The following is a 22,014-nucleotide window of genomic DNA, read 5'->3' on the forward strand; positions in this document are numbered from 1 at the left end:
ACAAGACACCCTGTTCATTTGTATTCCGCGGATGTGTTGGCTCAGGCAAGGCTGGTAGCAGGCAACTGGCAGGCCACGGCTTCGCGGCGCAGCTGCTGCAAGCGGGCCAGCAGCCCGGTCTGGCCGAGCTCCGTCTCCTGAGGCGAGAGATTATCCACCAGCAGCGGATAGTGATCCGTCACCGCCTGCATCAACCAGTCGAGGCGACGCAGGGTGAGCGGGCCGCAGCTCTGGCCGCTCAGATCATCGGCCACATCGAGCCGGTGGCTGCGATACATGTCCCGCCACCAGTTGGCGACCAGCGCCTCGTCGCTCGCCAGCGCGGCGCTCCACTCCCCTTGCAGGGCGTGCAGGCGGGCCAGCACTGGCGCGCTGGCCCCTTCACGGATCAGGTGGTGGATCTCCCGTTTGACCCATTTCAGACAAAGCTCGCGCCAGTAACGAAATTGCGGCAAAGGATCGGCCGCATCGAGCCAGAGTCCGGAGAGGGTGCGGGTCTCCAGTCGCTCCGGCACATGGAACTGCGGGTCGACCAGACCGTTGGAGTTGTATTCAAAGCGGGGATCGAAGGTCCACATATAGCCAAAGTCGAACACGCAGATCTGCTCGCCGTCATCGAGCAGGTTGCCCGGGCTCGGGTCCCAGTCAAACCAGCCCCAGCGGGCCAGCTCCCCCTGCACCTCCAGCATCTGGGCCAGATTGCGTTCGTTGAGCTGATGGACCGGCACACCCCGCAACCAGGGGGAGACCAGCACACCGGCCCGCGCCGAGCCGAAGCTGGTGCAGACCACGTGGGAGAGGACGGTAGGGTGCAACTCGCGCAGCGCCTCGATTTCGCGCCGCCGCTCCAGCTCGGTCAGAAAGGCGGTCTTGCCATCGAGGTTGGCCACCAGTGAATCCTGACGGCGCCGCTTGAGGCACCAGTGATGCCCCTCCACCTTGAGGTGAAACACCTCGGCGGTGAGACCGTGGCGATAGACCTTGACCACAGCCGGATGGCTATCCTTCAGCTTGACCAGTTGGGCCAGCGGCAGCGGGCAGTCGCGCTCGCGTCCGATCCGGATCTCTTCCTTGCTCTCCAGCATGCGCAGCAATCTGGCCTGACGTGCCATCACTTTGGGATTCATACATGTACCTCCAGTCGCTATCGAGAGACTAAACAGCAGATCCCTCCCAAGCCAGTGGCAAAACCCCATGATGACGCTTTCATCACATATTCCGAACAACCCCTCGATCGGGATCACAATTTGCAAGGTTGAGCCGTAACCAAATATTCATTAAGTGGTCATTAAATTGACAAGCTGAAACAAGGCCCGCACCATCGGGTCAAACTCTATGCGGATGAACAATCTCTCCCTCACTCGCTCAAAGGATGAGCTTATATGAATCGCCCCTCCTCAGGCCGCCCCCGCGTTCTGAGTCTGCCCTCTCTGCTGCTTGCCCTGCTGGGCGGATTGCTGCTGCTGACCCTGTTGTTGCCGCTGATCAATCCCGGCAGTTGGCTGGGCCGTGCCCAGCCGCTGGTGCTGGGCCCCGCCGACAATCCGCTGGCTACCCTCACCCGCCACGCCCTGCTCTATAAAAGCGACAGCCGCGGCCTCTATCTGGTGGTACGGAGCCAGTGGCAGTTGCGAGGGCCATTGCAAGCGGGGGACAAGGTGCGGGTAGAGCTGCTCAACGACAAGGGGGAGCGGATTGACCAGCTCAGTCAGGCGGTGGATAAACGTCAGGTGTGCCGCAATAACCGCTGCTCGCTGGATCTCAACAGCACCTTGCGCGCCCCGGATGACGCGCTGGCCAGCCGCTATCAGCTGCGCATCGGTCTGCTGCTCAAGGATCGCCCCGAGAGCGGCGATTTCAGCCAGATCCTGCAAACCCTGCCGGAGCAGGGCTTCAACCTCACCTATCTGGTGGTGAGCCTGACCCTGGTGCTGGCCCTGAGCGCCGCCGTGCTCAAGACGGTGCTGCCAAAGCTGCGCCGCAGCCTGCGCTGGCGGATCATCGGCAGCCTGCTGCTCGGCAACCTCACCTTCGTGTTGCTGCACGGCTTCGTGGTGTTCAAGCTGGGGGAGTTTCTGCTCTGGTCAGGCTTTCGGCCGGAGCACTACTATCTGGCCTGGGGCAGCATGGTGCTGGGTTGGAGCCTCTGCGCGCTGGCGGGCTTCAACCTCTATATGGGGCTGGTCTTTACCGCACTTTCCGGTATAGGCCTGCTCGCCAACTTTATGAAGATCGCCATCTACGGCGTGCCGCTCGGCGGGGACGATTTTGGCAACCTGCTGGCGCTGCTGCGGATCCTGCTCGACCAGCACCCCATCCTGCCCATCTTCACCGTGTTGCTGGCACTGTTTCTCTGCTGGCGCTTTGCCCTGTCACGCTGGGTGCTGCGCACTGCCGCGGCCACCGTCGCCTTCTTTGCCCTGTGCGTGTTTGCCACCCAGACCGGCAACAAGCTGTTGGGGGCCAACATTCGCTACGTGGATCGCGCGGTCAACTACCACAGGGACATCATCCGCTCCGGCCCCGGCCTCTATCTGTTCAATCTGGTGGACGAGATGCTGCAAAGCGGCAGCGTGTTTCGCTACCCCTTGCAGATCAACGAGCTGGCCCCGCAGCTGAGCTATCCGCCCCAAGGCATCACGCCGCGCTGGGATCTGGTGATCGTGCTGCAATATGAGTCGCTCTGGCTCGACTGGAAGGGGCGGATCTGCGCCCCGGCCCCCACCCTCTCCCTGCCCGCCAGCGTGCAGCAGTGGCAAAAGACCATCCACTCCCCCACCACCGGCGGCATGACGGTACTGGCGGAGTTCGAGATGAACACCGGCCTGCCGGTGGGCTTGCTCAAGCAGGGGGTGGTGCCCTACTACTACCTCTCGCAGCAGGTGCCGGGGCTGGCCCAGAGCGCCAGACAGAGCGGCTACCAGACCCTCTTCGTCCACCCCTATGTGGAAAAATTCTGGGGCCGCGCCAAGGCAATCCCGGCGCTGGGGTATGATGAGCGCTTGTTCGACACCCGCTTTACCACCCTTGAGCACAAGGGGCTCTATATCTCCGATGATGCGCTGATCGACCACATACTCAAGCGCAGCGAACAGGATGACAAACCGCTGTTTGCCTATGCGGTCACCATGCAGGGGCACGGCCCCTTCGATGGCCCCCGCTATCAGGGGCAGGAGCGCAGCGGCGCCTGTCCGAACCAGAGCGAGAGCGACACCCAGTTACTCAACACCTATTACACAGGGGTGGTGGATGCCATGGCCTCGCTGGAGCGGCTGCTCAAGACCCTCGACCAGTCGGACAAGCGCTATCTGGTGGTGGCCTTTGGCGATCACCAGCCGTTTTTGATGTCCGCCGGCAAGGGGATTCACGGTGACAAGCCGGCACGCGATGCCACCTACCAGATCCCCATGATGGCCTTCACCCGCGCAGATGATCCCCTCAATCTGGCGACCCAGTTTGCGCCGGTACGCCAGCTCTACCAGATGGGTCAGGCCACCCGCCAGCTGCTGGCGGGGGATATCACCCCCATCGAAGAGAAGCCCCTGCTCCATCCGGTGCTGGGGGAGGAGAAAGGGTTCGACCCATCAAGCCTGGTGCCGCAGATCCGCGCCAGCTTCCGGCCCGATGCCCTGCCCTGATCACGCCCCACAAAAACAGACAAGGCCGCATCAGCGGCCTTGTTGTTGGACATTGATTTCGCCCTCATTCTGCTAGCCACCATGGCTCCAGCAAGGTGAGCTGCTGGCGGTCGAGATCAAGCGCCACCTCGATACCCAGCGGCAGCGTCAGCATGGGGTGGGTATGGGCGCAGTCAAACTCCGCCAGAATGGGGAAGTTCGGCTCCCCCACCACCTCCAGCAGGATATCGAGGGGGCGCTTGCCGCTATCCTGATCGTTGAACAACTCGTGCTTGCCGAGGATAAGACCGCCGATCCGATCAAACACCCCGCACAGCTTGAGATGGGCGAAGGATCGCTCCAGCGTCTCGGCAGATTTCAGGCTGTCCTCCAGCAGCAAAATGTCACCGCGTTCGATGGGCGGCATACAGGGAGAGCCCCAGATCCCTGCCATGGTGTTGAGGTTGCCGCCCATCAGTCTCCCCTCAACCCGGCCTGAGCCCACCGAGATCAGCCGATTGGGCTGGCACTGCTTGGCCCGGGTCTGGTTCTCCCAGTCCAGCCGTTCATCGCTCCACTTTGCCGGGGTGGGCAACGTGCAGGGGACGCCAGCTTCATCGGCCAAGTCGGCCAACGCAATCTGTAAAAAACTGGCCAGCGTCTCATCCACCAGCGGCGGCAACTCGCCAAAAGAGGCCACCAGCGCCGGGCCATAAAAGGTAACCAGGCCAGTTTGGGCATGGATGCCGAGCAGCAGCGCCGTCACATCGGAGTAGCCAACGATGATCTTGGGGTCGCGCCTCAGCGCCTCAAAATCGAGGTAGGGCAGCAGGGAGTTGGAGTTGCTGCCGCCAATCACCGACATGATGCAGCGTACTTCCGGGTCGCGAATAAGGGCATTGAGCTCCTCGGCCCGCGCGGCAATGGAGCCTGATCGCCAGTGATCCTGCTGGCCGGTGAGGCTGCCCGCCTTGAGCCTAAAGCCCTGCCCTTCAAGAAAGGCTCTGGCGCGGGCAAAACGGTTGGGAGCCCAGGCGGTCGCCGCGCTGGAGGGGGAGAAAAAAGCGATGGTATCGCCACGTTGGAGCAGCGGGGGAACCAATAACGTCATGACACACTCATCCTTGCCAATATCCAGCCATCACAGAGTCGTTGAGACTCCTACACAACCCCTTTGATCACAACGGGTTTATCACTATCGTTTAGAAATACAAAACACTTGATTCATTATTAACAGATATTCTAAACACCATCCCCTTCCTAGAATGACCTCATTGTGATGGCCAACCCCGGTTGGTTGTCAGAACGGTCGGCCTGACAGCCCGGACGTTCTCTTTCCCACTTTTTCTCTCTGACTTATCAATGAGGTGCCTGTCATGAACAAAAACGCATCCCCCAGCGCATTGGTTGTAGAAGGCGGCGCCATGCGCGGCATATTTGCCAGCGGCGTGCTGGATGCGTTTATCGAGCATGACTATCGCCCCTTTGACTTCGCCATCGGCGTCTCGGCGGGGGCCACCAACTTGCTGGCTTATCTCGCCAGCCAGCATGGCCGCAGCCACGAGATCCTGACCAAACTGGCGTGCAGCCAGCAGTTTATGGATCCCCTGCGTTTTGCCAAGGGGGGCAATCTGGTGGATATCCATTGGCTGTGGAACACCAGCTGCCGCAAGTATCCCCTCGACATTCATGCCTACCGGGAGACCGGCATCCCCTTCTATGCGGTGGTGACCAATACCCTGACCGGCAAGGCGGAGTACATCCGGGTCAAGCCGGAGAACATGAACGAGGTGCTGCCCGCCAGCTGCGCTATTCCCCTCGCCTCCCATGAGTACCCGGAGGTACACGGGGTACCGATGACAGATGGCGGGGTGGCCGACTCCATCCCGGTGATCGAGGCCTACCGCCGCGGTGCCCGTCACCTGACGGTGATCCTCTCCGAGCCGCTCGGCTATCGGCTCAAGCCGATGCCTTTCCCCTGGATGATCCGCACTCTGCTCAAGACCCGCCCCGCGCTGGCACAGGCGCTGGAGCAGCGGGATCGCAGCTACAACGAGGCGCTCGATTTTATCGCCAATCCGCCGGATGACTGCCAGATCGAGGTGATCGCCCCGGCCGACTACTTCCCCGTCTCCCGTTTTACCCGCGATATCAACAAGCTGGAGATGGGATACGTGATGGGCAAGTGCGCAGGCTATCAGGCCGCCCTGCTCAATTGATAAGGGTTTTACAGGCATGACCCGACCTGCCGCGACGCACGCGCCGCCAACACAATAACAATCGGGTCAGTTGAGCAACATGAGTCATAAAAACAGACCGTGGCGAGGCAAGCGCGGCCAGAACCGGTGCCAGACACTCTTAGCTGCTTGCTCCTCATCCCTATGCCAGGGCATCTCACCCTCATACAAGGTGTTTATTTATGTCGTTTCTTCTCACTCATCCCGCGCTGGCGCAGCTGTTCGAGCGGCTGCAGCCCGATTACCGGATCATGGCGCCCGCGGCCGAATATCGGGGCGGCCGCTTCTCCGACACCGACAACGTCACCTACCACAGCATCCGCCATCCGGCAGATCTGGTGTGGCAGGAGAAGTCCCACTTCTCCCCAAAAGAGGTGGTGCTCCCCATCACCCAGACCCTGTTCCACTTCGACAATCTGGAGCTGCGCGAATCAAAGGTGGAGGCCAAGCCCACCCTGCTGTTCTTGCGCAGCTGTGATATCCACGCTCTGCGCAGGCTGGATCAGGTCTACCTGAAAAATGGCCAGAACAGCGACGTCTACTACGCCCGGCTGCGCAGCAAGCTCAAGCTGGTGCTGCTGGAGTGCCGCGAGAGCTTCGAGAACTGCTTCTGCGTCTCCATGGGCAGCAACGAGACCCAGGACTACGCCGCCGCCATTCGTCTGAGCGATGAGGGTGCCCGCATCGAGGTAAAGGATCCCGAGCTGCTCGGCTACTTTGCCGAACTGGGCGAATCCGACGACTTCACCCCGGAATTTGTCCAGAGCAACCCGGTCAAGGTACGCACCCCGGACAGCGTCTGTGACGACCCCCAGCGGATCCGCCAGATCCTCACCGCCCATCCGGTCTGGGCCGAGTACGACAGCCGCTGCATCGGCTGCGGCCGCTGTACCACCTCCTGCCCGACCTGCAGCTGCTACAGCGTGCACGACCTCACCTATGCGGAGAACCCCAAGCAGGGCGAGCGCCGTCGCCAGTGGGCCAGCTGCATGGTGGATGGCTTCAGCGACATGGCCGGTGGCCACGGCTTTCGCACCAAGCATGGCGAGCGCCTGCGTTATCGCGCCCTGCACAAGGTCAACGACTACAAGGCCCGTCAGGGGGAGGAGCACATGTGCGTCGGCTGTGGCCGCTGCGACGATCGCTGCCCTCACTACATCTCCTTTAGCAACATCATCAACAAGATGACCGATGTGGTCGAACAGACCATCGCAGCCGACAACGCGCAGGGGGCGAACTGATATGTGCCAGTGCCAGCAAACCGCAACAGCAGAACCGCAGCAGGACGTGGTCGAAAACCGCCTGCTGCCCAAGGCCTACACCATTCTGGCCATCGAGCGCCACACCGAGCTGGAGTGGAACTTTCGGGTCTCCCGCGACTTTGATGTCCACTACGGCCAGTTTGTGGAGATCTCCCTGCCCACCGTCGGCGAAGCGCCCATCTCGGTCTCCGACTATGGCGATGGCTATGTGGATCTGTTGATCCGCAAGGTCGGCAAGGTGACCGATGCGCTGTTTGCCCTCGATGTGGGCGACAAGGTGTGGATGCGCGGCGTCCACGGCAACGGCTATCCGCTGGAGACCTACCGCAACCAGCACCTCATCGTGGTGGCGGGCGGCACCGGCGTCGCGCCGGTCAAGGGGCTGCTGCGCCGCTTCAGCAAACATCCGGAAGAGGTAAAGTCCCTCGACATGATCCTCGGCTTCAAGAACGAGCAGGCGGTGCTCTATCGCCACGAGATGCCGCTCTGGGCCGAGCAGCAGAACCTCATTGTCACCCTGGACGAGGGCAAGGAGAGCCAGCAGTTTCGCATCGGCCGGGTCACCGACTACATCGACCAGCTGGATCTCGCTGACAAGGAGGATATCCAGGTGATCGTGGTCGGCCCCCCCATCATGATCCGCTTCGTGGTGCTCGCCTTCCTCGAACGGGGCATCCCCAAGGATCGCATCTGGGTCGACTACGAACGCCGCATGGCCTGCGCCGTGGGCAAGTGTGGCCACTGCCGGATGGGCGACACCTATATCTGCGTGGATGGACCGGTCTTTCGTTTTGACCAGGCCCAGCATCTGATCGACTGAGGGAGAACACCATGAGTCTCGATATCGACATCATCAAGGCCCGCGCCAAGAACGAATACCGCCTCTCCAAGGTGCGCGGCGAAGCGATGATCAGCGTACGCATTCCCGGCGGGATCATGCCCGCCCACCTGCTGGCAGTGGCCCAGCAGATCGCCGAACAGTACGGCAACGGCTTGATCCACCTCACCACCCGCCAGAAGCTGGCGATGCCCGGCATCAAGTATCAGGACATGGACAAGGTCAATGCCGCCCTCGAGCCCTTTATCAAGGAGATCGAGGTGGAGACCTGCGGCATCGAGGTAGAGGACACAACAGCCGGTTACCAGACCATCGGCGGGCGCAACATCGTCGCCTGTCAGGGCAACACCATCTGCCAGAAGGGCAATATCGACTGCACCGGGCTGGCTCAGCGGATGGAGAAGCACCTCTACCCCAACCCCTATCACCTCAAGATGGTGATCGCCGGCTGCCCCAACGACTGCGCCAAGGCCAACATGGCCGATTTCGGCATCCTCGGCATCGCCAAGATCCACTTCAATGCCGAGCGCTGCATCGGCTGCGGCGCCTGCGTCAAGGCGTGCAGCCACCATGCGGTGGATTGCCTCGCCATCAAGCATGGCAAGGCGGTCAAGGAGGAGAGCAAGTGCATCGGTTGTGGCGAGTGCGTGCTGGCCTGCCCGACCCTGGCCTGGCAGCGGGATCCCAAGCAGCTCTACATGGTCAAGCTGGGGGGACGCACCAGCAAGAAGACCCCTCGTACCGGCAAGCTGTTCCTCAACTGGGTGACCGAAGAGGTGCTGCATGCGGTGATCAAGAACCTGTTCGAGTTCGAGGCCGAGATGCTGGATGGCAAACCCATCTACCTGCACATGGGTCACCTTATCGACCGGGCCGGTTATCACAAGTTCAAGGAGCGGGTGCTGCGCGGCGTCACCCTCAACCCGGAAGCCATGGTCGCTGACCGCATCTTCTGGGCCGAAGATCAGTACGTCGCCAACATGCACGTCAAAGCGGTGCAATAGGAAAAACCTCGTTTGGGGAAGCGTGATCAAGTGGCCGACACCGGTGGGGATCTGTCGTTGGCCCGGGCGTAGATCACCCTTCCCCTTTTTTATTCCCGTCGGGGGATCTTTCCTCCGACCATCCGGGCCGCGTCACGGCGCGCCCTGCTATCTCGCCCGGCGCGGCATTGCGAGCGGGCCAGCATCCGGAGCCTGTTATGGACTTTCTCCCTCTCTTCTGTCAGCTGCAAAACAAGCCGGTCCTGATCGTCGGCGGCGGTGAGGTGGCGGTGCGCAAGGCGCGCCTGCTGCTCGATGCCAAGGCGAAGATCACCATCAATGCCCCACATCTGGAACCCCAGCTGATGAGCTGGGCCGAGCAGGGTCGCCTGACTGTCTGCGCCGCCGATTTTCATCCCGAACTGCTCGATGGCAAGTGGCTGGTGATCGCCGCCACCAACCAGCAAGAGGTCAACCAGCAGGTCTTCAACGAAGCGAACCTGCGTCAGATCTTCTGCAATGTGGTGGACTCTCCCGCCCACTGCAGCGCCATCATGCCCGCCATCATCGACCGCTCGCCGCTGATGGTGGCCATCTCCAGCGCAGGCACGGCGCCGGTACTGAGCCGCCTGCTGCGGGAAAAACTCGAAGCCATGCTGCCGCAGCACCTCGGCCAGCTCGCGGTGCTGGCGGGCAAGCTGCGCGAGCGGGTCAAACTCATTCCGGACAAGCTGGCCCGCCGCCGCTTCTGGGAGCGGCTCTTTAGCCATGAGCGACTGGCATGCCAACTGGCCCGCGGCCAGCAGCAAGCTGCCGAACAGAGCGTCGCCGAGCTACTCGATGAGCAACCACAGAGCAAGGGAAGCGTGACCCTGGTGGGGGCTGGCCCCGGCGATGCGGGACTGCTTACCCTAAGCGGTCTGCAGCAGTTGCAGCAGGCGGATGTGGTGGTCTATGACCGGCTGGTCTCGCAGGAGGTATTGGCGCTTGTTCGCCGGGATGCCGAGCGGATCTTTGTTGGCAAGGAGGCGGGCCGCCACTGTGTGCCCCAGCAGGCGATCAACCAGCTGTTGCTGGAGCAGGCTCGCCTCGGCAAACAGGTGGTGCGGCTCAAGGGGGGCGATCCCTTTATCTTTGGCCGGGGCGGCGAGGAGCTGGAAACCCTGGCCGAGGCGGGCATCCCCTTCTCGGTGGTACCGGGCATCACGGCAGCCTCAGGCTGCGCCGCCTACAGCGGCATTCCCCTCACCCACCGCGATCATGCCCAGCGGGTGCAGTTCATCACCGGCCACGACAAGGAGGGCAATATCGCCCAGGAGTGGTCGGCGCTGGCCGCCCCACGCCAGACCCTGGTCTTCTACATGGGGCTGGCCCACGCCGCCCGCATTCAGGATGCGCTGCAAACCCACGGTATGCCCGGTCACACCCCGGTGGCGCTGGTGGAGCAAGGCACCCAGCTCAGTCAGCGGGTGGTGCGCGGCGAGCTGCAGCAGTTGGCCGAACTGGCCCGTCAGGTGAAGAGCCCGAGTCTTATCATCATCGGCTCGGTGGTCACTCTGGCCGACAAGCTGGACTGGTATGGGGAAGCCAACGCCATCCACGGCATCTAACCCCGCACGGCTATCACCCAATAGAGACAACAAAACAGAGAGCGGCCATGCCGCTCTCTGCTTTTTGCATCAATGACCCAGCCGTGGCACGGCACGTCTGTTACTCGAGCCGGATGGGGCCGGTATTCTGAACATCGCTGTCATTCCAGTCGCTCTCATCGCGAATACGCGGATCCCCTTGCAAGGTGTAGAGGATGGTGCCCTGACGAAACTGCAGCGCGCCATCGGCCCGTTTCGCCTTCACCTTGACTCCGTTGACCCACACCTGCTCCTTGCCATCCACCTGAATATTGGCCACCGTGGCGCCGGTCTCGCGGTTTTTGGCGATCCACTTGCCCTGATAGGGCGAGTCCCCCTTGGCCATCGGCAGTGCGGCGGCCTTGCCCGCCGACCAGGCGTGCACGGTGCAAAAGCCGTGGGCCCGGCGATCATGCTTGATGACGTAATCCAGAATGGGTTCGCTGGCGGGCAGATCGAAGGTGATCCCGATGACCACCTTGCCGTTTGTGGCCGAATAGGCGGCGGGCGCCAGTGTTTTCAGGGTCGCCTTCTTGCCATTGATAAAGACGTTGCCCCCTTGCGACTTGACCCGGATATCGGTGGGACAAGTGGCGCTGAAGTTGGGCTGCGCCGCGAGGGCACTGCCGGCATGGGCGGTCATGGCCAACATGACAAGGGTCAGCAGAGCAGGTTTTTGATTCATAGTGATACGCCTTCAAGAGAAGAGAACCTCGTCCGTGAGCAGTGTCGTTCCTGATGGCGGCACTCTAGCTTGACCCTCTCGGGCTACCCAGTGAAAAAAAATAAAACCGGTTAGCGGAATTATTAATAAATATAAATATTTAAAATCAATAGGTTGAGTGACAACCCCGCCAGCCGCCACGTATCAGACAGGCAATAAAAAGCCGATAACCCTGTTATCGGCTCATTGCCCATGCAGAGGCGGGTGCCCGATCAGACCACCACGGCGGTGCCACTGATGCTGACCATCAGCATGCTGCCGTTTTGCCCCACCACTTCGTAGTCGATATCGATGCCGACCACCGCATTGGCGCCAAGGGCGGCGGCACGCTCTTTCAACTCATCGAAGGCGATCTCGCGTGCACGGGCCAGCTCTTTTTCATAGGCGCCGGAGCGGCCGCCGATGATGTCGCGGATCCCGGCAAAGAGATCCTTGAAAATGTTGGCGCCGAGAATGGCTTCGCCAACCACGATGCCGCGGTATTCACGAATGGTTTTGCCTTCCAGCGTGGGGGTCGTCGAGAGGATCATCTTGAACTCCTGTGAGTAGCAGAAGGGCTCAGACTACCCCAACTGCCCGAAAATCCCAACCGGGGGGTGACCTGTACGACGCCGTCCTTAAAAATCACGACGGCCAGATAAAAAACACCGCGCACGGGGCGCGGTGTTTGTTTCAGAGGGCCATTGCCAACGGCAAGCCGTCACGGATTGTAAGAGACCACCGAGCCACTGAGGCCGGTCATCTGGGAGATCCGCCCCTGCATCCCCTGCAGTTTGGCCTTGGAGACATCCGGTCCGATAAAGACCCGGTTGAGCTGACCCTGCACCGGTGTGCGCGGCGAGGTGTGGGCAGAATAGCCCGCCGCCCGCAGCTTGCTCACCAGCGCGTTGACGCTGTCGACGTTCTTGAAGGCGCCAAGCTGAAGGATCCAGCTGCCCTGCGCCGGTGCCGCAGCAGGCGCGGGAGTGGTCGGCTGGGTCATCTTGCTTTCAATCAGATCGTCGAGGGACTTGATCTGACCCGCCTGCGGCTTGGTCGGTGCGGGCGCCTTGGCCACTTCAACCGGTTTGGCTGGCGTCGGCTTGGGTGCTGGCTTTGGCGGTTCTACCGATTTTTTGGCCACCACTTCCGGCTTGGGCTGTGGCTTGGGTTGGGCATTCTGTTGCGGCTGAACCGGTGCCGGTGCGGCAGGGGTTGTCGCCGGCTGCGCACCGTTGCCCTGACCGGCGAGGGTCATGGGGTCAGCCACCTCTTCCACTTGCCACTGCTGGGCCGCAGAGGCCTGTTGCTGGCTGGCCAGATGATCGGCTGGCAGGCTGCTGGCCGCCGAGACCTGCAGCGCAGGCTTGGCAGGCTCCAGCTCGGGGCGCAGCGGGATCTTGGCAAAGGCCTCCTCCTTTTGTGCCAGCTTGTGACCATCCAGCAAGTCCGGCAGGAAAATAACAACCAGGGCCACCAGGATGACGGTGCCCACCAGACGGTTTTGAAACTTCGAGGCCAAGTTGAATCCTACCTTTACGTAACTCAATATGCGATTTGGCTCCCCGCCCGAGGGCCGGGGAGCCGGGGTGTGGCCTAGACGGCGACACCCGCCAGAATGTCGGCGACAGTGTAAAACGAACCAAACACAATGACCATATCGTCCGGACTCGATGCGGCCAACGCTGCCTGATAAGCGGCGCTGACATCATCAAACTCCCTGGCAGGCCCCTTGCCCTCTCCCAACGCCGCAGCCAGTTGCGCAGAGGTGGCGGCGCGCGGGCCGGTGAGGCTGGCCAGATACCACTCGCCAATCAAGCCATCGAGTTCGGCAAGGGAGCCCGCCATGTCCTTGTCTTTGAGCATGCCGACCACGGCGCGGCGTACACCCGAGCAGGGCATCTTGCGCAATTGCGCTGCCAGATAGGCTGCCGAATGGGGGTTGTGGGCTACATCGACGATCACCAGCGGTGCACTTTGCAACTGCTGCATCCGGCCAGCCAGCCGGGCATTGGCCAGCCCGTCACGAATGGCGGACTCAGGCAGCGGCAAGCCGAGAGACTCCAGCGCCGCCAGCACGGTCACCGCGTTCATCAGCGGCAGCACTGGTTTTGGCAGATCCCGCCACTGGTTGAGGCCGTGATAATCCCAACCGCTCTCGTGCTCATCGCCACGAAAATCGATACCGACCTGACACAGGTTGGCGCCAAGACGCGCCGCTTCGCTCGCGATAGTCGCAGGCGGATTGGGCTCGCCACTGATGGCGGGTTTACCAGCGCGATAGACCCCAGCCTTCTCCACCGCCACAGCTTCGCGGGTATCACCCAGCCAGTCGCAGTGATCGAGGGCAATGGAGGTGATCATCGCCACATCGGACTCCACCACATTGGTGGCGTCGAGCCGACCGCCCAGTCCCACTTCCAGCAGCAGCACATCGGGGGCGGCACGGCAGAAGAGCCACAAGCCAGCCAGGGTGGCGAACTCGAAGAAGGTAAGGGCAATCTCGCCACGAGCAGCTTCCACCTCGGCAAAGGCGGCGCAGTGATCGCTGTCGGGCAGCTCTTGCCCGTTGACCCGCACCCGCTCGGTAAAGCGCAGCAGATGGGGCGAGGAGTAGACGCCGACCTTGTAGCCTGCGGCCATCAGAATGCTGGCCGCCATGGCACAGCTGGAGCCCTTGCCGTTGGTGCCCGCCACCGTGATCACCTTGAACGGTAGCTGGGTGAGACCCATGCGCCGGGCAACGGCACCGACCCGATCCAGCCCCATGTCGATATTGACCGGATGGATCTGCTCCAAATAAGAAAGCCAGTCGACAAGCGACCGGCTTTGGGATTGTTGCATGTTTGAACTCATCTTCACTCTTCGATGACGTGAGTATTCAGCATTTTGGCGAGCAGGCTGGCCAGACGGTTACGCATTTCGCGGCGATCGATGATGATATCGATGGCACCCTTTTCCAGCAGGAACTCGGAGCGCTGGAAGCCTTCCGGCAGTTTCTCGCGCACGGTCTGCTCGATAACGCGCGGGCCGGCAAAGCCGATCAGCGCCTTGGGCTCGCCCACGTTGATGTCACCCAGCATCGCCAGACTGGCAGAGACGCCACCCATGGTGGGGTCGGTCAGCACGGAGATATAGGGCAGGCCCGCCTTGGTGAGTCGGTCCAGCGCAGCACTGGTCTTGGCCATCTGCATCAGGGAGAAGAGGGCTTCCTGCATGCGAGCACCACCAGAGGCGGAGAAGCAGACCAGGCCACGGCCTTCCTTGATGCACTCCTCGACGGCACGCACGAAGCGGGCACCGACCACGGAGGCCATGGAGCCACCCATGAAGGAGAATTCGAACGAACAGGCGACAACCGGTACCCCTTTGAGGGTCCCTTTCATCACCACCAGCGCATCTTTCTCCGCCGTCTCTTTCTGAGCAGCAGACAAACGATCCTTATAGCGCTTGGAATCCTTGAATTTCAGTACATCCTGCGGCTCCAGCTCGGCACCGATCTCGGTACGACCCTGCTCATCGAGGAAGCTCTCGAGACGGGCGCGGGCGCTGATGCGCATATGATGATCACACTTGGGGCACACTTCGAGGTTGCGCTCCAACTCTGCCCGGTAGAGCACCTGTTCACAAGCACTGCACTTGGTCCACACCCCTTCCGGAATGTTGTGACGACGGGGCGCAGTGATCTTGCTCTTGGGAAGAATCTTCTCAAGCCAGCTCATGGAATTCCTTAATGCTTTTGTGCCTGACAAAACGCATCGAGCCTAGATTGTTCAATGACTTAATAGCTCGATGGCAACAAATGACGGGTCATTAAACCACAATTTTTCGGGCGCAGTTACTAAAAACTGGTCGTACCCGGTGCCGAGTCCGGCAGCCACAGCGGGCCGAGCGGCAACTGCGGTAGAGCAAACTCGGCCGGGTAATCCACGTCAACCAGATAGAGGCCACCGGCCTTGGCGGTCGGCCCGGCCAGATTGCGATCCCTAGCAGCCAGCACCTCGGCAATCCACTCCACCGGTTTGAGCCCCTGCCCCACCAGCAGCAGGGAGCCGGTGATGTTGCGCACCATATGGTGCAGGAAGGCGTTGGCCTTGATGTCGAGCACGATGTAGGGGCCGGAGCGGCTGACACACAGATGGGTCACATTGCGCCACGGGGTGTTGGATTGGCAGGCGACGGCACGGAAGGTGCTGAAGTCGTGCTCCCCCAGCAGGCTCTGGCCCGCCTGGTGCATCAACTCGGCATCGATGGTCTCGTGGTAGTGGCTGACGCCACTGCCGAGGATCGCCGGACGGTAGTTGTGGTTGTAGATGACATAGCGGTAGCGACGGGCGGTGGCGCTGAAGCGGGCGTGGAAGCTCTCGTCCACCTGCTTGACCCAGCGCACGGCGATATCCGGCGGCAGGTTGGAATTGAGCCCCAGGGTCCAAGCCCCTTCGGCACGGTTCGCCTCGGTATCGAAGTGGATCACCTGACCGGTCGCATGGACACCGGCATCGGTGCGCCCGGCACACTGGATGGAGACAGGGTGGTTGGCAATCCGGCTCAAAGCCGTCTCCAGTTCAGCCTGCACGCTGATCACTTCACGCTGACGCTGCCAGCCGAAATACCGGCTGCCGTCATATTCAATACCTAGGGCAATTCGCATGGATAAACTTGTCTTGTTGTGAAAACGCAGTGAAAGAAACGGGGCGGATTATACGCGCTCAGCCTGAAAAGTCCCACCACACGCGCAATTGGCCTGGATAGCGAGCCTGCGCGGCCATGATCCCCCATCGCAAATCGCCAAAAGAAGAGGGCAGCCTGCTGGCTGCCCCGTTTTGCTGATCCCGTGATGGGAGATGCTTTAGCCCAACCGCTTGAGTAACTTCTCGGCTTCGGCACGCTGGTGATCGCTGCCCTGCTCCGCCGCCTCTTGCAGCAGCTCGCGGGCGCTATCCTTGTCATCAATCTCGAGGTATGCACGGGCCAGATCCAGCTTGGCACCCACACCGCCGTCGTCGGCATCCACGTCAAATCCGGTGGATTCCGGCAGCACCTCGGGGAAGCCATCCAGCCCCACATCCAGCGAGAAGCCCTGATACGGCTCCTGCTCCGGCGCGGTGGCATCCGCTTCGGCCAGCAGCTTGTCGATCTCGACGTAGCCGCTCTCTTGCGCCTGCTCACGGGGTTGAACATCTGCCGGATGAGACTCCACCTCGGCGAACGCATCTTCGAAATCGGAGAGCGCCAACTCGTTGGGATCCCACTCCAGATCCAGCTCCGCTTCTTTCGCCTTGACAGGCTCAAGACCGAGCTCGGCCAGCATGGCATCCGCACTCTCGTCGGCATCCTCTGCGGCACTGAGATCAATGGCGTTATCATCTTTGCCAGCAGCAGGCTCGTCGAGGGCACTGCCGAAATCGCCGAGATCGAAGCTGGCCAGATCGTCGTCAGCGGCACCGACTTCGTCGATGGAGCTCAAATCGGGCTCGAGGTCGGCTGAGAGATCCGCATCCAGCTCGGCAAACAGGGCTGCCTGCAGCTCCTCTTCGCTCATGATCTCGTCAGCAGCCTTGGGCTTGGGGTTGAACTCACTGGCCAGATCCATGGCGGGCTCGTTGGCCAGCGCGATGGGCTCATCCAGCGAGAGATCGAGATCCGGCACCAGATCCGGGTCACGACTGGCTGGCTGGGCCGCCATCCGCTCGGGCTCAAAGCCCTGCTGCTCCATCTCGCCCTCGTCGCTGAACACCAGATCGACATCCGGCTTGGCGGCCGGCTCGTCAGGCTCCATCGGCATAAAGCCATCCGGGGTGTTGAGATCCGGCACCGGGCGCACCGGCTCGTTGTCGGTCACATCGACGCTCAGCAGATCATCAAACTCGCTCTGCTCCTGATCCATCATCATGGCGGTGGATTCGGAGAGGCTCTTCTCCTGCTCTTCCAGTTCGCGGCGGGCCCGGGCACGCAGCCACAGGGTCACCAGCGCCAAGACCAGCAGCACAGGCAGCAGAATGATCATGGCGAGGTTTAGCGGTGAGGAGAGCAGATCCATCAACCAGTTTTTCTCAGGCTCAGGCTCGGCTACCACCGGCGGGACCGGTTGGGCCTTGAGCTCGGCAATCTCTTTTTGCAGCGCCGTCTGATCCTGCAGCTGGGCCTTGAGGGTCTCCACCTCTTCGGTCAGGGATTGCAGACGCAGCTTGAGCCTGTGGTTCATCTCGGTCACCTGGCCGAGCTGGGCATTGGCATCTTCCAGTGCCAGCGCCATCTCGGTGGCCGGTTTGCCCACCGGTTTATCCAGATCGGAAGGCAGAGGCGCCGGGGTGGTGCCTTCTGCAGCGCTAGGAGCAGGTGCTACCGCCTCTTTCGGCGCTGGCTCGCTCACCTTGGCCACTTCTTTGGTTTCAGCCGCCGGTTGCGGTGCCACCACCGGGGCGGGAATGGGGGCGGCTTTCGCCACTGGCAGCGGCGCAGGCGCAGCCTTCACCGGCTCGGTCTTGGCGGCTTCAACCTTCGCGGGTTTGGCGGCAGCCGGCTTGGCGGTATGGGCCTGCTTGTCAGCCAGATATTTGGGGCTTAACCCCTTCCAGCTGGCGTTGTCGCTGCGGAACTTGGCGCGGGCCTGAGCATCAGTGATGACGCTCGCATCGGCCGCGGTCGGCAGCAGAATGCGGGATCCCACCAGAATGTGGTTGATATTGCCATCGGCAAAACTGCGGGGGTTCTTCTCGTAAATCGCCACCATGGTCTGGTAGACGCTGACCCGATTGGAGGGGCGATATTTGCTCGCCAGGCTCCAGAGGGTATCGGTCGGACGAACAGGGCCATAGCTACCGGCATTGGCAGTAACCTGACGCACCACCGGCTGGGCGGTTGCACGCACTGGTTGCGCCACGGGTCTGGCGACCGGCTGCGCCAGCGGCTGGGAATTGACGGCGGGAGGTGCGGGTTCGTCAGGGCCTTTTAGCTCGACAAAAAAAGGCTCCCGCGCCGAGTCTTCAGCCTGGACGGTGCCCAGCAGACCCAATGCGAGTAGCGTTGCCAATGTTATGCGGGAATGTCCCATATTCGTTCCTTCGTATGACGGCCCTATCACATTGAAAAATCTGGATAGTTACCCCAAAACAGTCGGTTCAATATAAATCAGGCTCGCCTGGCAAGCCAGCAGTCCGACACATTTAGCACCCAACTTGACCCTGAGTGTAGGAAAAAACTTAATCAGTTGATATCGCAACAGAATCTTGAAGTGACGGAGTGCGGCATGGGTCACACCCCGGTTTGATCACAGGACGGATGCACAGCACTCCCTGCTGCGCATCTGTGGCATCTGACCAGCCTTACAGATAGTCGCGAACCAGCAGCTCGGCAATCTGTACACTGTTGGTTGCCGCGCCCTTACGAACGTTATCGGCCACGATCCACATATTGATACCACTCGGGTGAGAAATATCCTGGCGTACCCGGCCCACCAGCACCTCATCCTTGCCGGTTGCGTCACGCACCGGGGTCGGATAGTCCCCTTCGTCATCAAACAGGGTCACACCCGGCGCATTGCGCAGCAGGTCCTTGACCTGTTCGGCATCGAGCGGCTGGTGCAGTTCGACGTGTACCGCCTCGGCGTGGCCGTAGAAGACCGGCACCCGCACGCAAGTCGGATTCACGGCAATGCTGGCATCGCCCAGGATCTTCTGGGTTTCCCATACCATCTTCATCTCTTCGCGGGTGTAGCCGTTGTCAGTGAAGCTGTCGATCTGCGGGATCAGGTTAAAGGCGATCTGTTGCGGATAGAGGGTCGGTTCCACCGGACGACCGTTGAGCAGATGAGCGGTCTGACCTGCCAGCTCGCTGACCCCCTCTTTGCCGGAGCCTGACACGGATTGATAGGTGGCCACGTTGATGCGGGCAATGCCCACTTCGTCGTGCAGCGGCTTCAAAGCCACCAGCATCTGGATGGTGGAGCAGTTGGGATTGGCGATGATGTTGCGATTGCGAAAATCGGCCAGCGCATCCGGGTTCACTTCCGGGATCACCAGCGGGATATCTTCGTCGTAACGGAAGCAGGAGGTGTTGTCGATGACGATGCAGCCGTGTTCGGCAGCAATCGGCGCCCACTTGGCAGAGACCTCGGCACCGGCGGAGAAGAGTGCGATCTGCACCTGGCTCCAGTCAAACTCCTCCACATCGAGGATCTCGAGGTTCTTGCCGCCAAAGCGCACGGTATCACCGGCGCTGCGGCTGGAAGCCAGCGGATAGAGGGTCGCTACCGGAAATTCGCGCTCTTCCAGGATCTCGATCATCGCCTGACCCACGGCGCCGCTGGCACCCAATACCGCTACGTTAAACTGCTGGCTCATTCTGTTCTCCTCTGATAATGCTGCAATGGCGCCGGGTAGCGCCATGGTCGGCAGGCGCTCGCGCTGCGAGATGACGCTGCCAGATATGGCTGAGCCGGCGCAGTAGTATCTGCGCCAGCTCAGTAAAAAATGGGGTCGAGGTAGCCAGTACGGCTCACCCCTTCCGGTTATCTTCCAACTCCTAGTCCCCGATTCAGGGGCGTGACAGCGCAAATCCCAGCTCACCCAGCGCCAGGTCAGCAAACGCCCCCTCAACCTGCAGGGAGGATAGTTCACGGCGCTCGGGATAGTGTTTGCGCTGCTCGTCAAAGCTGCCGGGCAGGCCGAGTCGGGCCCGGAAACGGGCATCATCGCGACGCACATCATAGACCAGATGCACCAGCTGCTTGATCAACGCCTGATCCGGTGCGCGGCCCGGCACCACCGCCTGCACATCGGGGGCAGACAGGAGCTTACTCAAATCCTGACGAGGCTGGCGTCCAAGCTGCTGGCAGAGCGCCTGATAGAGCATCCAGGTACCGCGGGCCTTCCCCTCCAGGCTGTAACCGGCGATATGGGGGGTGGCAATCTCGGTATGGGGCACCAACGCAGCCAGTGGCTCGGGCTCGTTCTCCCACACATCCATCACCAGTCGCAACGGCTTATCGCCCAACTGACGCGCCAGCAGGGCCCGGTTATTCCACACCTCGCCACGGGATGCGTTGATCAGGATCTGCCCGGCAGGACGCGCGGCAATCTGCTCGGCATCCAGCAGATGGTAGGTCGCATCCGGCCCTTCACGGGTAATGGGCACATGGAAGCTGACGATATCAGCCTGCAGCGCAGTGTGATAATCGACAAAACCGCCAGCGGGATTATCCCGCGCCCTGGGTGGATCGCAGCGCAGTACCCGCATGCCGAGCGCTTGGGCCTTGCCAGCCACACACTCGCCGGTATTGCCCGCGCCAATCACCGCCAGCGTCATGGCCGAGAGGTCAAGTTCGTAACGTTCCGCCAGCACCAACAGGGCGGAGAGCACATAATCCCCCACCGAATACTTGTTGCAACCGGGGGCGCTGAAGAAGGGAATATTGCGGCTTGCCAGCAACGCCTTGTCCACATGGTCGGTGCCTATGGTGGCGGTGCCGACAAACCCGAGTTTGGGGCTGGTCGCCAGCAAATCGCCGTTGACGCGGGTGACCGAACGCACCAGCAGCACATCGGCATCCAGCAGATCGCGGGCCTGCATCTGCCGTCCGGGCAAGGCGACCACCTCGCCAAATTCGGCAAACAGCTCCACGGCATGGGGCATATTCTCATCAACGACTATCTTCATCGGGCTCTCTTTGGTCACAACCGCCACGGGGGCGCCATTCTAGCGCAAAGCCGCCAGAGATTTCAGCCTGTGATGCAATCCGGCGCGAAACGGGACCACATTGCGCGGCAGCCTCTCCATCAACCCGCTAAAACAGAGGATGTCGCCACAAATGTGTAAGCAGAGGTAACAAACGTGCTGCTCGGCTTTGTCCGGGCATGTCACGGTGGCACAATGCCCCTCTTTTTTCGCGATCGCCCATACCCACCATGCCGCCACACGCTTCGTCGCTCCCAACGTCAACCGCCTCACTCACCCGCAGCCAGGTGCTTGGCTTCACTGCCCTGTTGATCCTGCCCCTGCTGCTGCTCGCCACCCTGCCCTGGCAGCCTTTTCTGACCGGCTCCCTGCAATCAGGCTGGTTATGGTGGTCATACGCCCTCACCCGCATGGTCGATCTTCCCGGGATCGGGGTCAGTGGCGCCCTCTTGCTGATGCTGACTCGCTACAAACTGAGACTGGAGTGGGCCTCCTTCATTGCGCTGGGGTGTGCACTGTCGGCCCTGCTTGCCAGCGACTGGGTGCTCAAAAGCCTGATCAAGCACCTGACCGAAGAGCCCAGACCCTATCTGCTCTGGCTGGAGAGTCAGTCGCTGATCCCGGCCATCAAGCACTTCTACGCCAGTAGCGTCGATGTGCGCAGTGAACAGGTTCACGCCGCCAGCCAGTTGCTGGCCCTGCCAGAGTGGCTCGGCCACCACTGGCAGGCCGAGGTGAACTACGCCTTCCCCTCCGGCCACAGCATCGCCGCCATCAGCCTGGCCCAGTTCTTTGGCCTTATCTGGCTGGCCCGCGCCCCCACAGGCGTCTGGCTGCTGCCGTTGTGGGCGCTGGGGGTTGGTCTGTCGCGCATGGTAATGGGAATGCACTGGCCGGTGGATGTGCTGGCCAGCGCCCTGCTGGGTACACTTACGGCGCTGATTGCCGCCCGCTGGTGGCTGCACAGATATTGAATCCGGCGCCATCTTGGCGCGGCATCCTGCGTGGGATGGGAGGACAAGCCAGCGCTTTTTTGCCATAATGCCGCCTCATTTTATCCCGACCGAGATC

Annotated in this window: 18 protein-coding genes; 7 read left to right on the forward strand and 11 right to left on the reverse strand. The window is 61.5% G+C overall.

The features are described from left to right. Positions 1 to 41 precede the first annotated feature (41 nt). A complete protein-coding gene (locus I6L47_RS04660; protein WP_100645625.1) occupies positions 42 to 1,127 on the reverse strand; it encodes a hypothetical protein in 1,086 nt (361 codons plus the stop codon). A gap of 255 nt (positions 1,128 to 1,382) precedes the next feature. Here I6L47_RS04660 and I6L47_RS04665 point away from each other — a divergent pair, with 255 nt between their 5' ends. Beyond that, positions 1,383 to 3,638, forward strand: a complete 2,256-nt coding sequence (locus I6L47_RS04665; RefSeq protein ID WP_216948779.1) for an LTA synthase family protein — start codon at positions 1,383 to 1,385, stop codon at positions 3,636 to 3,638. Positions 3,639 to 3,702: 64 nt separating this feature from the next. Here I6L47_RS04665 and I6L47_RS04670 read toward each other — a convergent pair whose 3' ends face one another. After that, positions 3,703 to 4,728 carry a S66 peptidase family protein gene (locus I6L47_RS04670; protein WP_216948780.1) on the reverse strand — a complete coding sequence of 342 codons (1,026 nt, stop codon included), beginning with the start codon at positions 4,726 to 4,728 and terminating at the stop codon, positions 3,703 to 3,705. A 265-nt stretch (positions 4,729 to 4,993) separates the two neighbouring features. Here I6L47_RS04670 and I6L47_RS04675 point away from each other — a divergent pair, with 265 nt between their 5' ends. The 5 genes from I6L47_RS04675 to cysG all read left to right on the forward strand — a co-directional run bounded on the left by I6L47_RS04675 (position 4,994) and on the right by cysG (position 10,547). Then, entirely contained in the window at positions 4,994 to 5,836 is an 843-nt protein-coding gene (locus I6L47_RS04675; protein ID WP_042080448.1) for a patatin family protein, read from the forward strand. A gap of 200 nt (positions 5,837 to 6,036) precedes the next feature. Next, positions 6,037 to 7,095: an anaerobic sulfite reductase subunit AsrA gene (gene asrA, locus I6L47_RS04680; protein WP_216948781.1), complete on the forward strand. Its 1,059-nt coding sequence runs from the start codon at positions 6,037 to 6,039 to the stop codon at positions 7,093 to 7,095. A gap of 1 nt (position 7,096) precedes the next feature. Then, complete coding sequence (gene asrB / locus I6L47_RS04685; RefSeq protein ID WP_216948782.1) at positions 7,097 to 7,936, forward strand: anaerobic sulfite reductase subunit AsrB; 840 nt, start codon at positions 7,097 to 7,099, stop codon at positions 7,934 to 7,936. A gap of 11 nt (positions 7,937 to 7,947) precedes the next feature. Beyond that, on the forward strand, positions 7,948 to 8,958 hold the full coding sequence (gene asrC, locus I6L47_RS04690) for a sulfite reductase subunit C (RefSeq protein WP_040066440.1): 1,011 nt from the start codon (positions 7,948 to 7,950) through the stop codon (positions 8,956 to 8,958). Between the two features lie 197 nt (positions 8,959 to 9,155). After that, positions 9,156 to 10,547 carry a siroheme synthase CysG gene (gene cysG, locus I6L47_RS04695; protein ID WP_216948783.1) on the forward strand — a complete coding sequence of 464 codons (1,392 nt, stop codon included), beginning with the start codon at positions 9,156 to 9,158 and terminating at the stop codon, positions 10,545 to 10,547. Between the two features lie 100 nt (positions 10,548 to 10,647). Here cysG and I6L47_RS04700 read toward each other — a convergent pair whose 3' ends face one another. From I6L47_RS04700 to I6L47_RS04740, 9 genes are all read right to left on the reverse strand, one after another. Next, complete coding sequence (locus tag I6L47_RS04700; protein WP_216948784.1) at positions 10,648 to 11,250, reverse strand: hypothetical protein; 603 nt, start codon at positions 11,248 to 11,250, stop codon at positions 10,648 to 10,650. A 251-nt stretch (positions 11,251 to 11,501) separates the two neighbouring features. Next, positions 11,502 to 11,819 carry a heavy metal-binding domain-containing protein gene (locus tag I6L47_RS04705; RefSeq protein WP_005333757.1) on the reverse strand — a complete coding sequence of 106 codons (318 nt, stop codon included), beginning with the start codon at positions 11,817 to 11,819 and terminating at the stop codon, positions 11,502 to 11,504. 170 nt (positions 11,820 to 11,989) lie between these two features. Continuing rightward, positions 11,990 to 12,790, reverse strand: a complete 801-nt coding sequence (dedD, locus tag I6L47_RS04710; protein ID WP_216948785.1) for a cell division protein DedD — start codon at positions 12,788 to 12,790, stop codon at positions 11,990 to 11,992. A 74-nt stretch (positions 12,791 to 12,864) separates the two neighbouring features. Next, entirely contained in the window at positions 12,865 to 14,124 is a 1,260-nt protein-coding gene (folC, locus tag I6L47_RS04715; protein WP_216948786.1) for a bifunctional tetrahydrofolate synthase/dihydrofolate synthase, read from the reverse strand. 2 nt (positions 14,125 to 14,126) lie between these two features. Then, entirely contained in the window at positions 14,127 to 14,990 is an 864-nt protein-coding gene (accD, locus tag I6L47_RS04720; protein ID WP_005333765.1) for an acetyl-CoA carboxylase, carboxyltransferase subunit beta, read from the reverse strand. A 119-nt stretch (positions 14,991 to 15,109) separates the two neighbouring features. Further along, positions 15,110 to 15,919 carry a tRNA pseudouridine(38-40) synthase TruA gene (gene truA / locus I6L47_RS04725; protein WP_075113053.1) on the reverse strand — a complete coding sequence of 270 codons (810 nt, stop codon included), beginning with the start codon at positions 15,917 to 15,919 and terminating at the stop codon, positions 15,110 to 15,112. A gap of 198 nt (positions 15,920 to 16,117) precedes the next feature. Continuing rightward, positions 16,118 to 18,322 (reverse strand): FimV/HubP family polar landmark protein, encoded by a 2,205-nt coding sequence (locus tag I6L47_RS04730; RefSeq protein ID WP_216948787.1) that lies wholly within the window; start codon positions 18,320 to 18,322, stop codon positions 16,118 to 16,120. Between the two features lie 271 nt (positions 18,323 to 18,593). Then, positions 18,594 to 19,610, reverse strand: a complete 1,017-nt coding sequence (locus I6L47_RS04735; protein ID WP_005344937.1) for an aspartate-semialdehyde dehydrogenase — start codon at positions 19,608 to 19,610, stop codon at positions 18,594 to 18,596. A 193-nt stretch (positions 19,611 to 19,803) separates the two neighbouring features. Next, the gene (locus tag I6L47_RS04740; RefSeq protein ID WP_216948788.1) at positions 19,804 to 20,925 is read right to left on the reverse strand and encodes a 4-phosphoerythronate dehydrogenase; all 1,122 of its coding nucleotides are present in this window, start codon (positions 20,923 to 20,925) and stop codon (positions 19,804 to 19,806) included. Between the two features lie 248 nt (positions 20,926 to 21,173). Between I6L47_RS04740 and I6L47_RS04745 the strand changes: the two genes are divergently transcribed. Then, complete coding sequence (locus tag I6L47_RS04745) at positions 21,174 to 21,917, forward strand: phosphatase PAP2 family protein (RefSeq protein ID WP_139495365.1); 744 nt, start codon at positions 21,174 to 21,176, stop codon at positions 21,915 to 21,917. Positions 21,918 to 22,014: the final 97 nt, after the last annotated feature.

It is taken from the genome of Aeromonas sp. FDAARGOS 1417 (assembly GCF_019046985.1).
GTDB classification, from domain to species: domain Bacteria; phylum Pseudomonadota; class Gammaproteobacteria; order Enterobacterales; family Aeromonadaceae; genus Aeromonas; species Aeromonas veronii.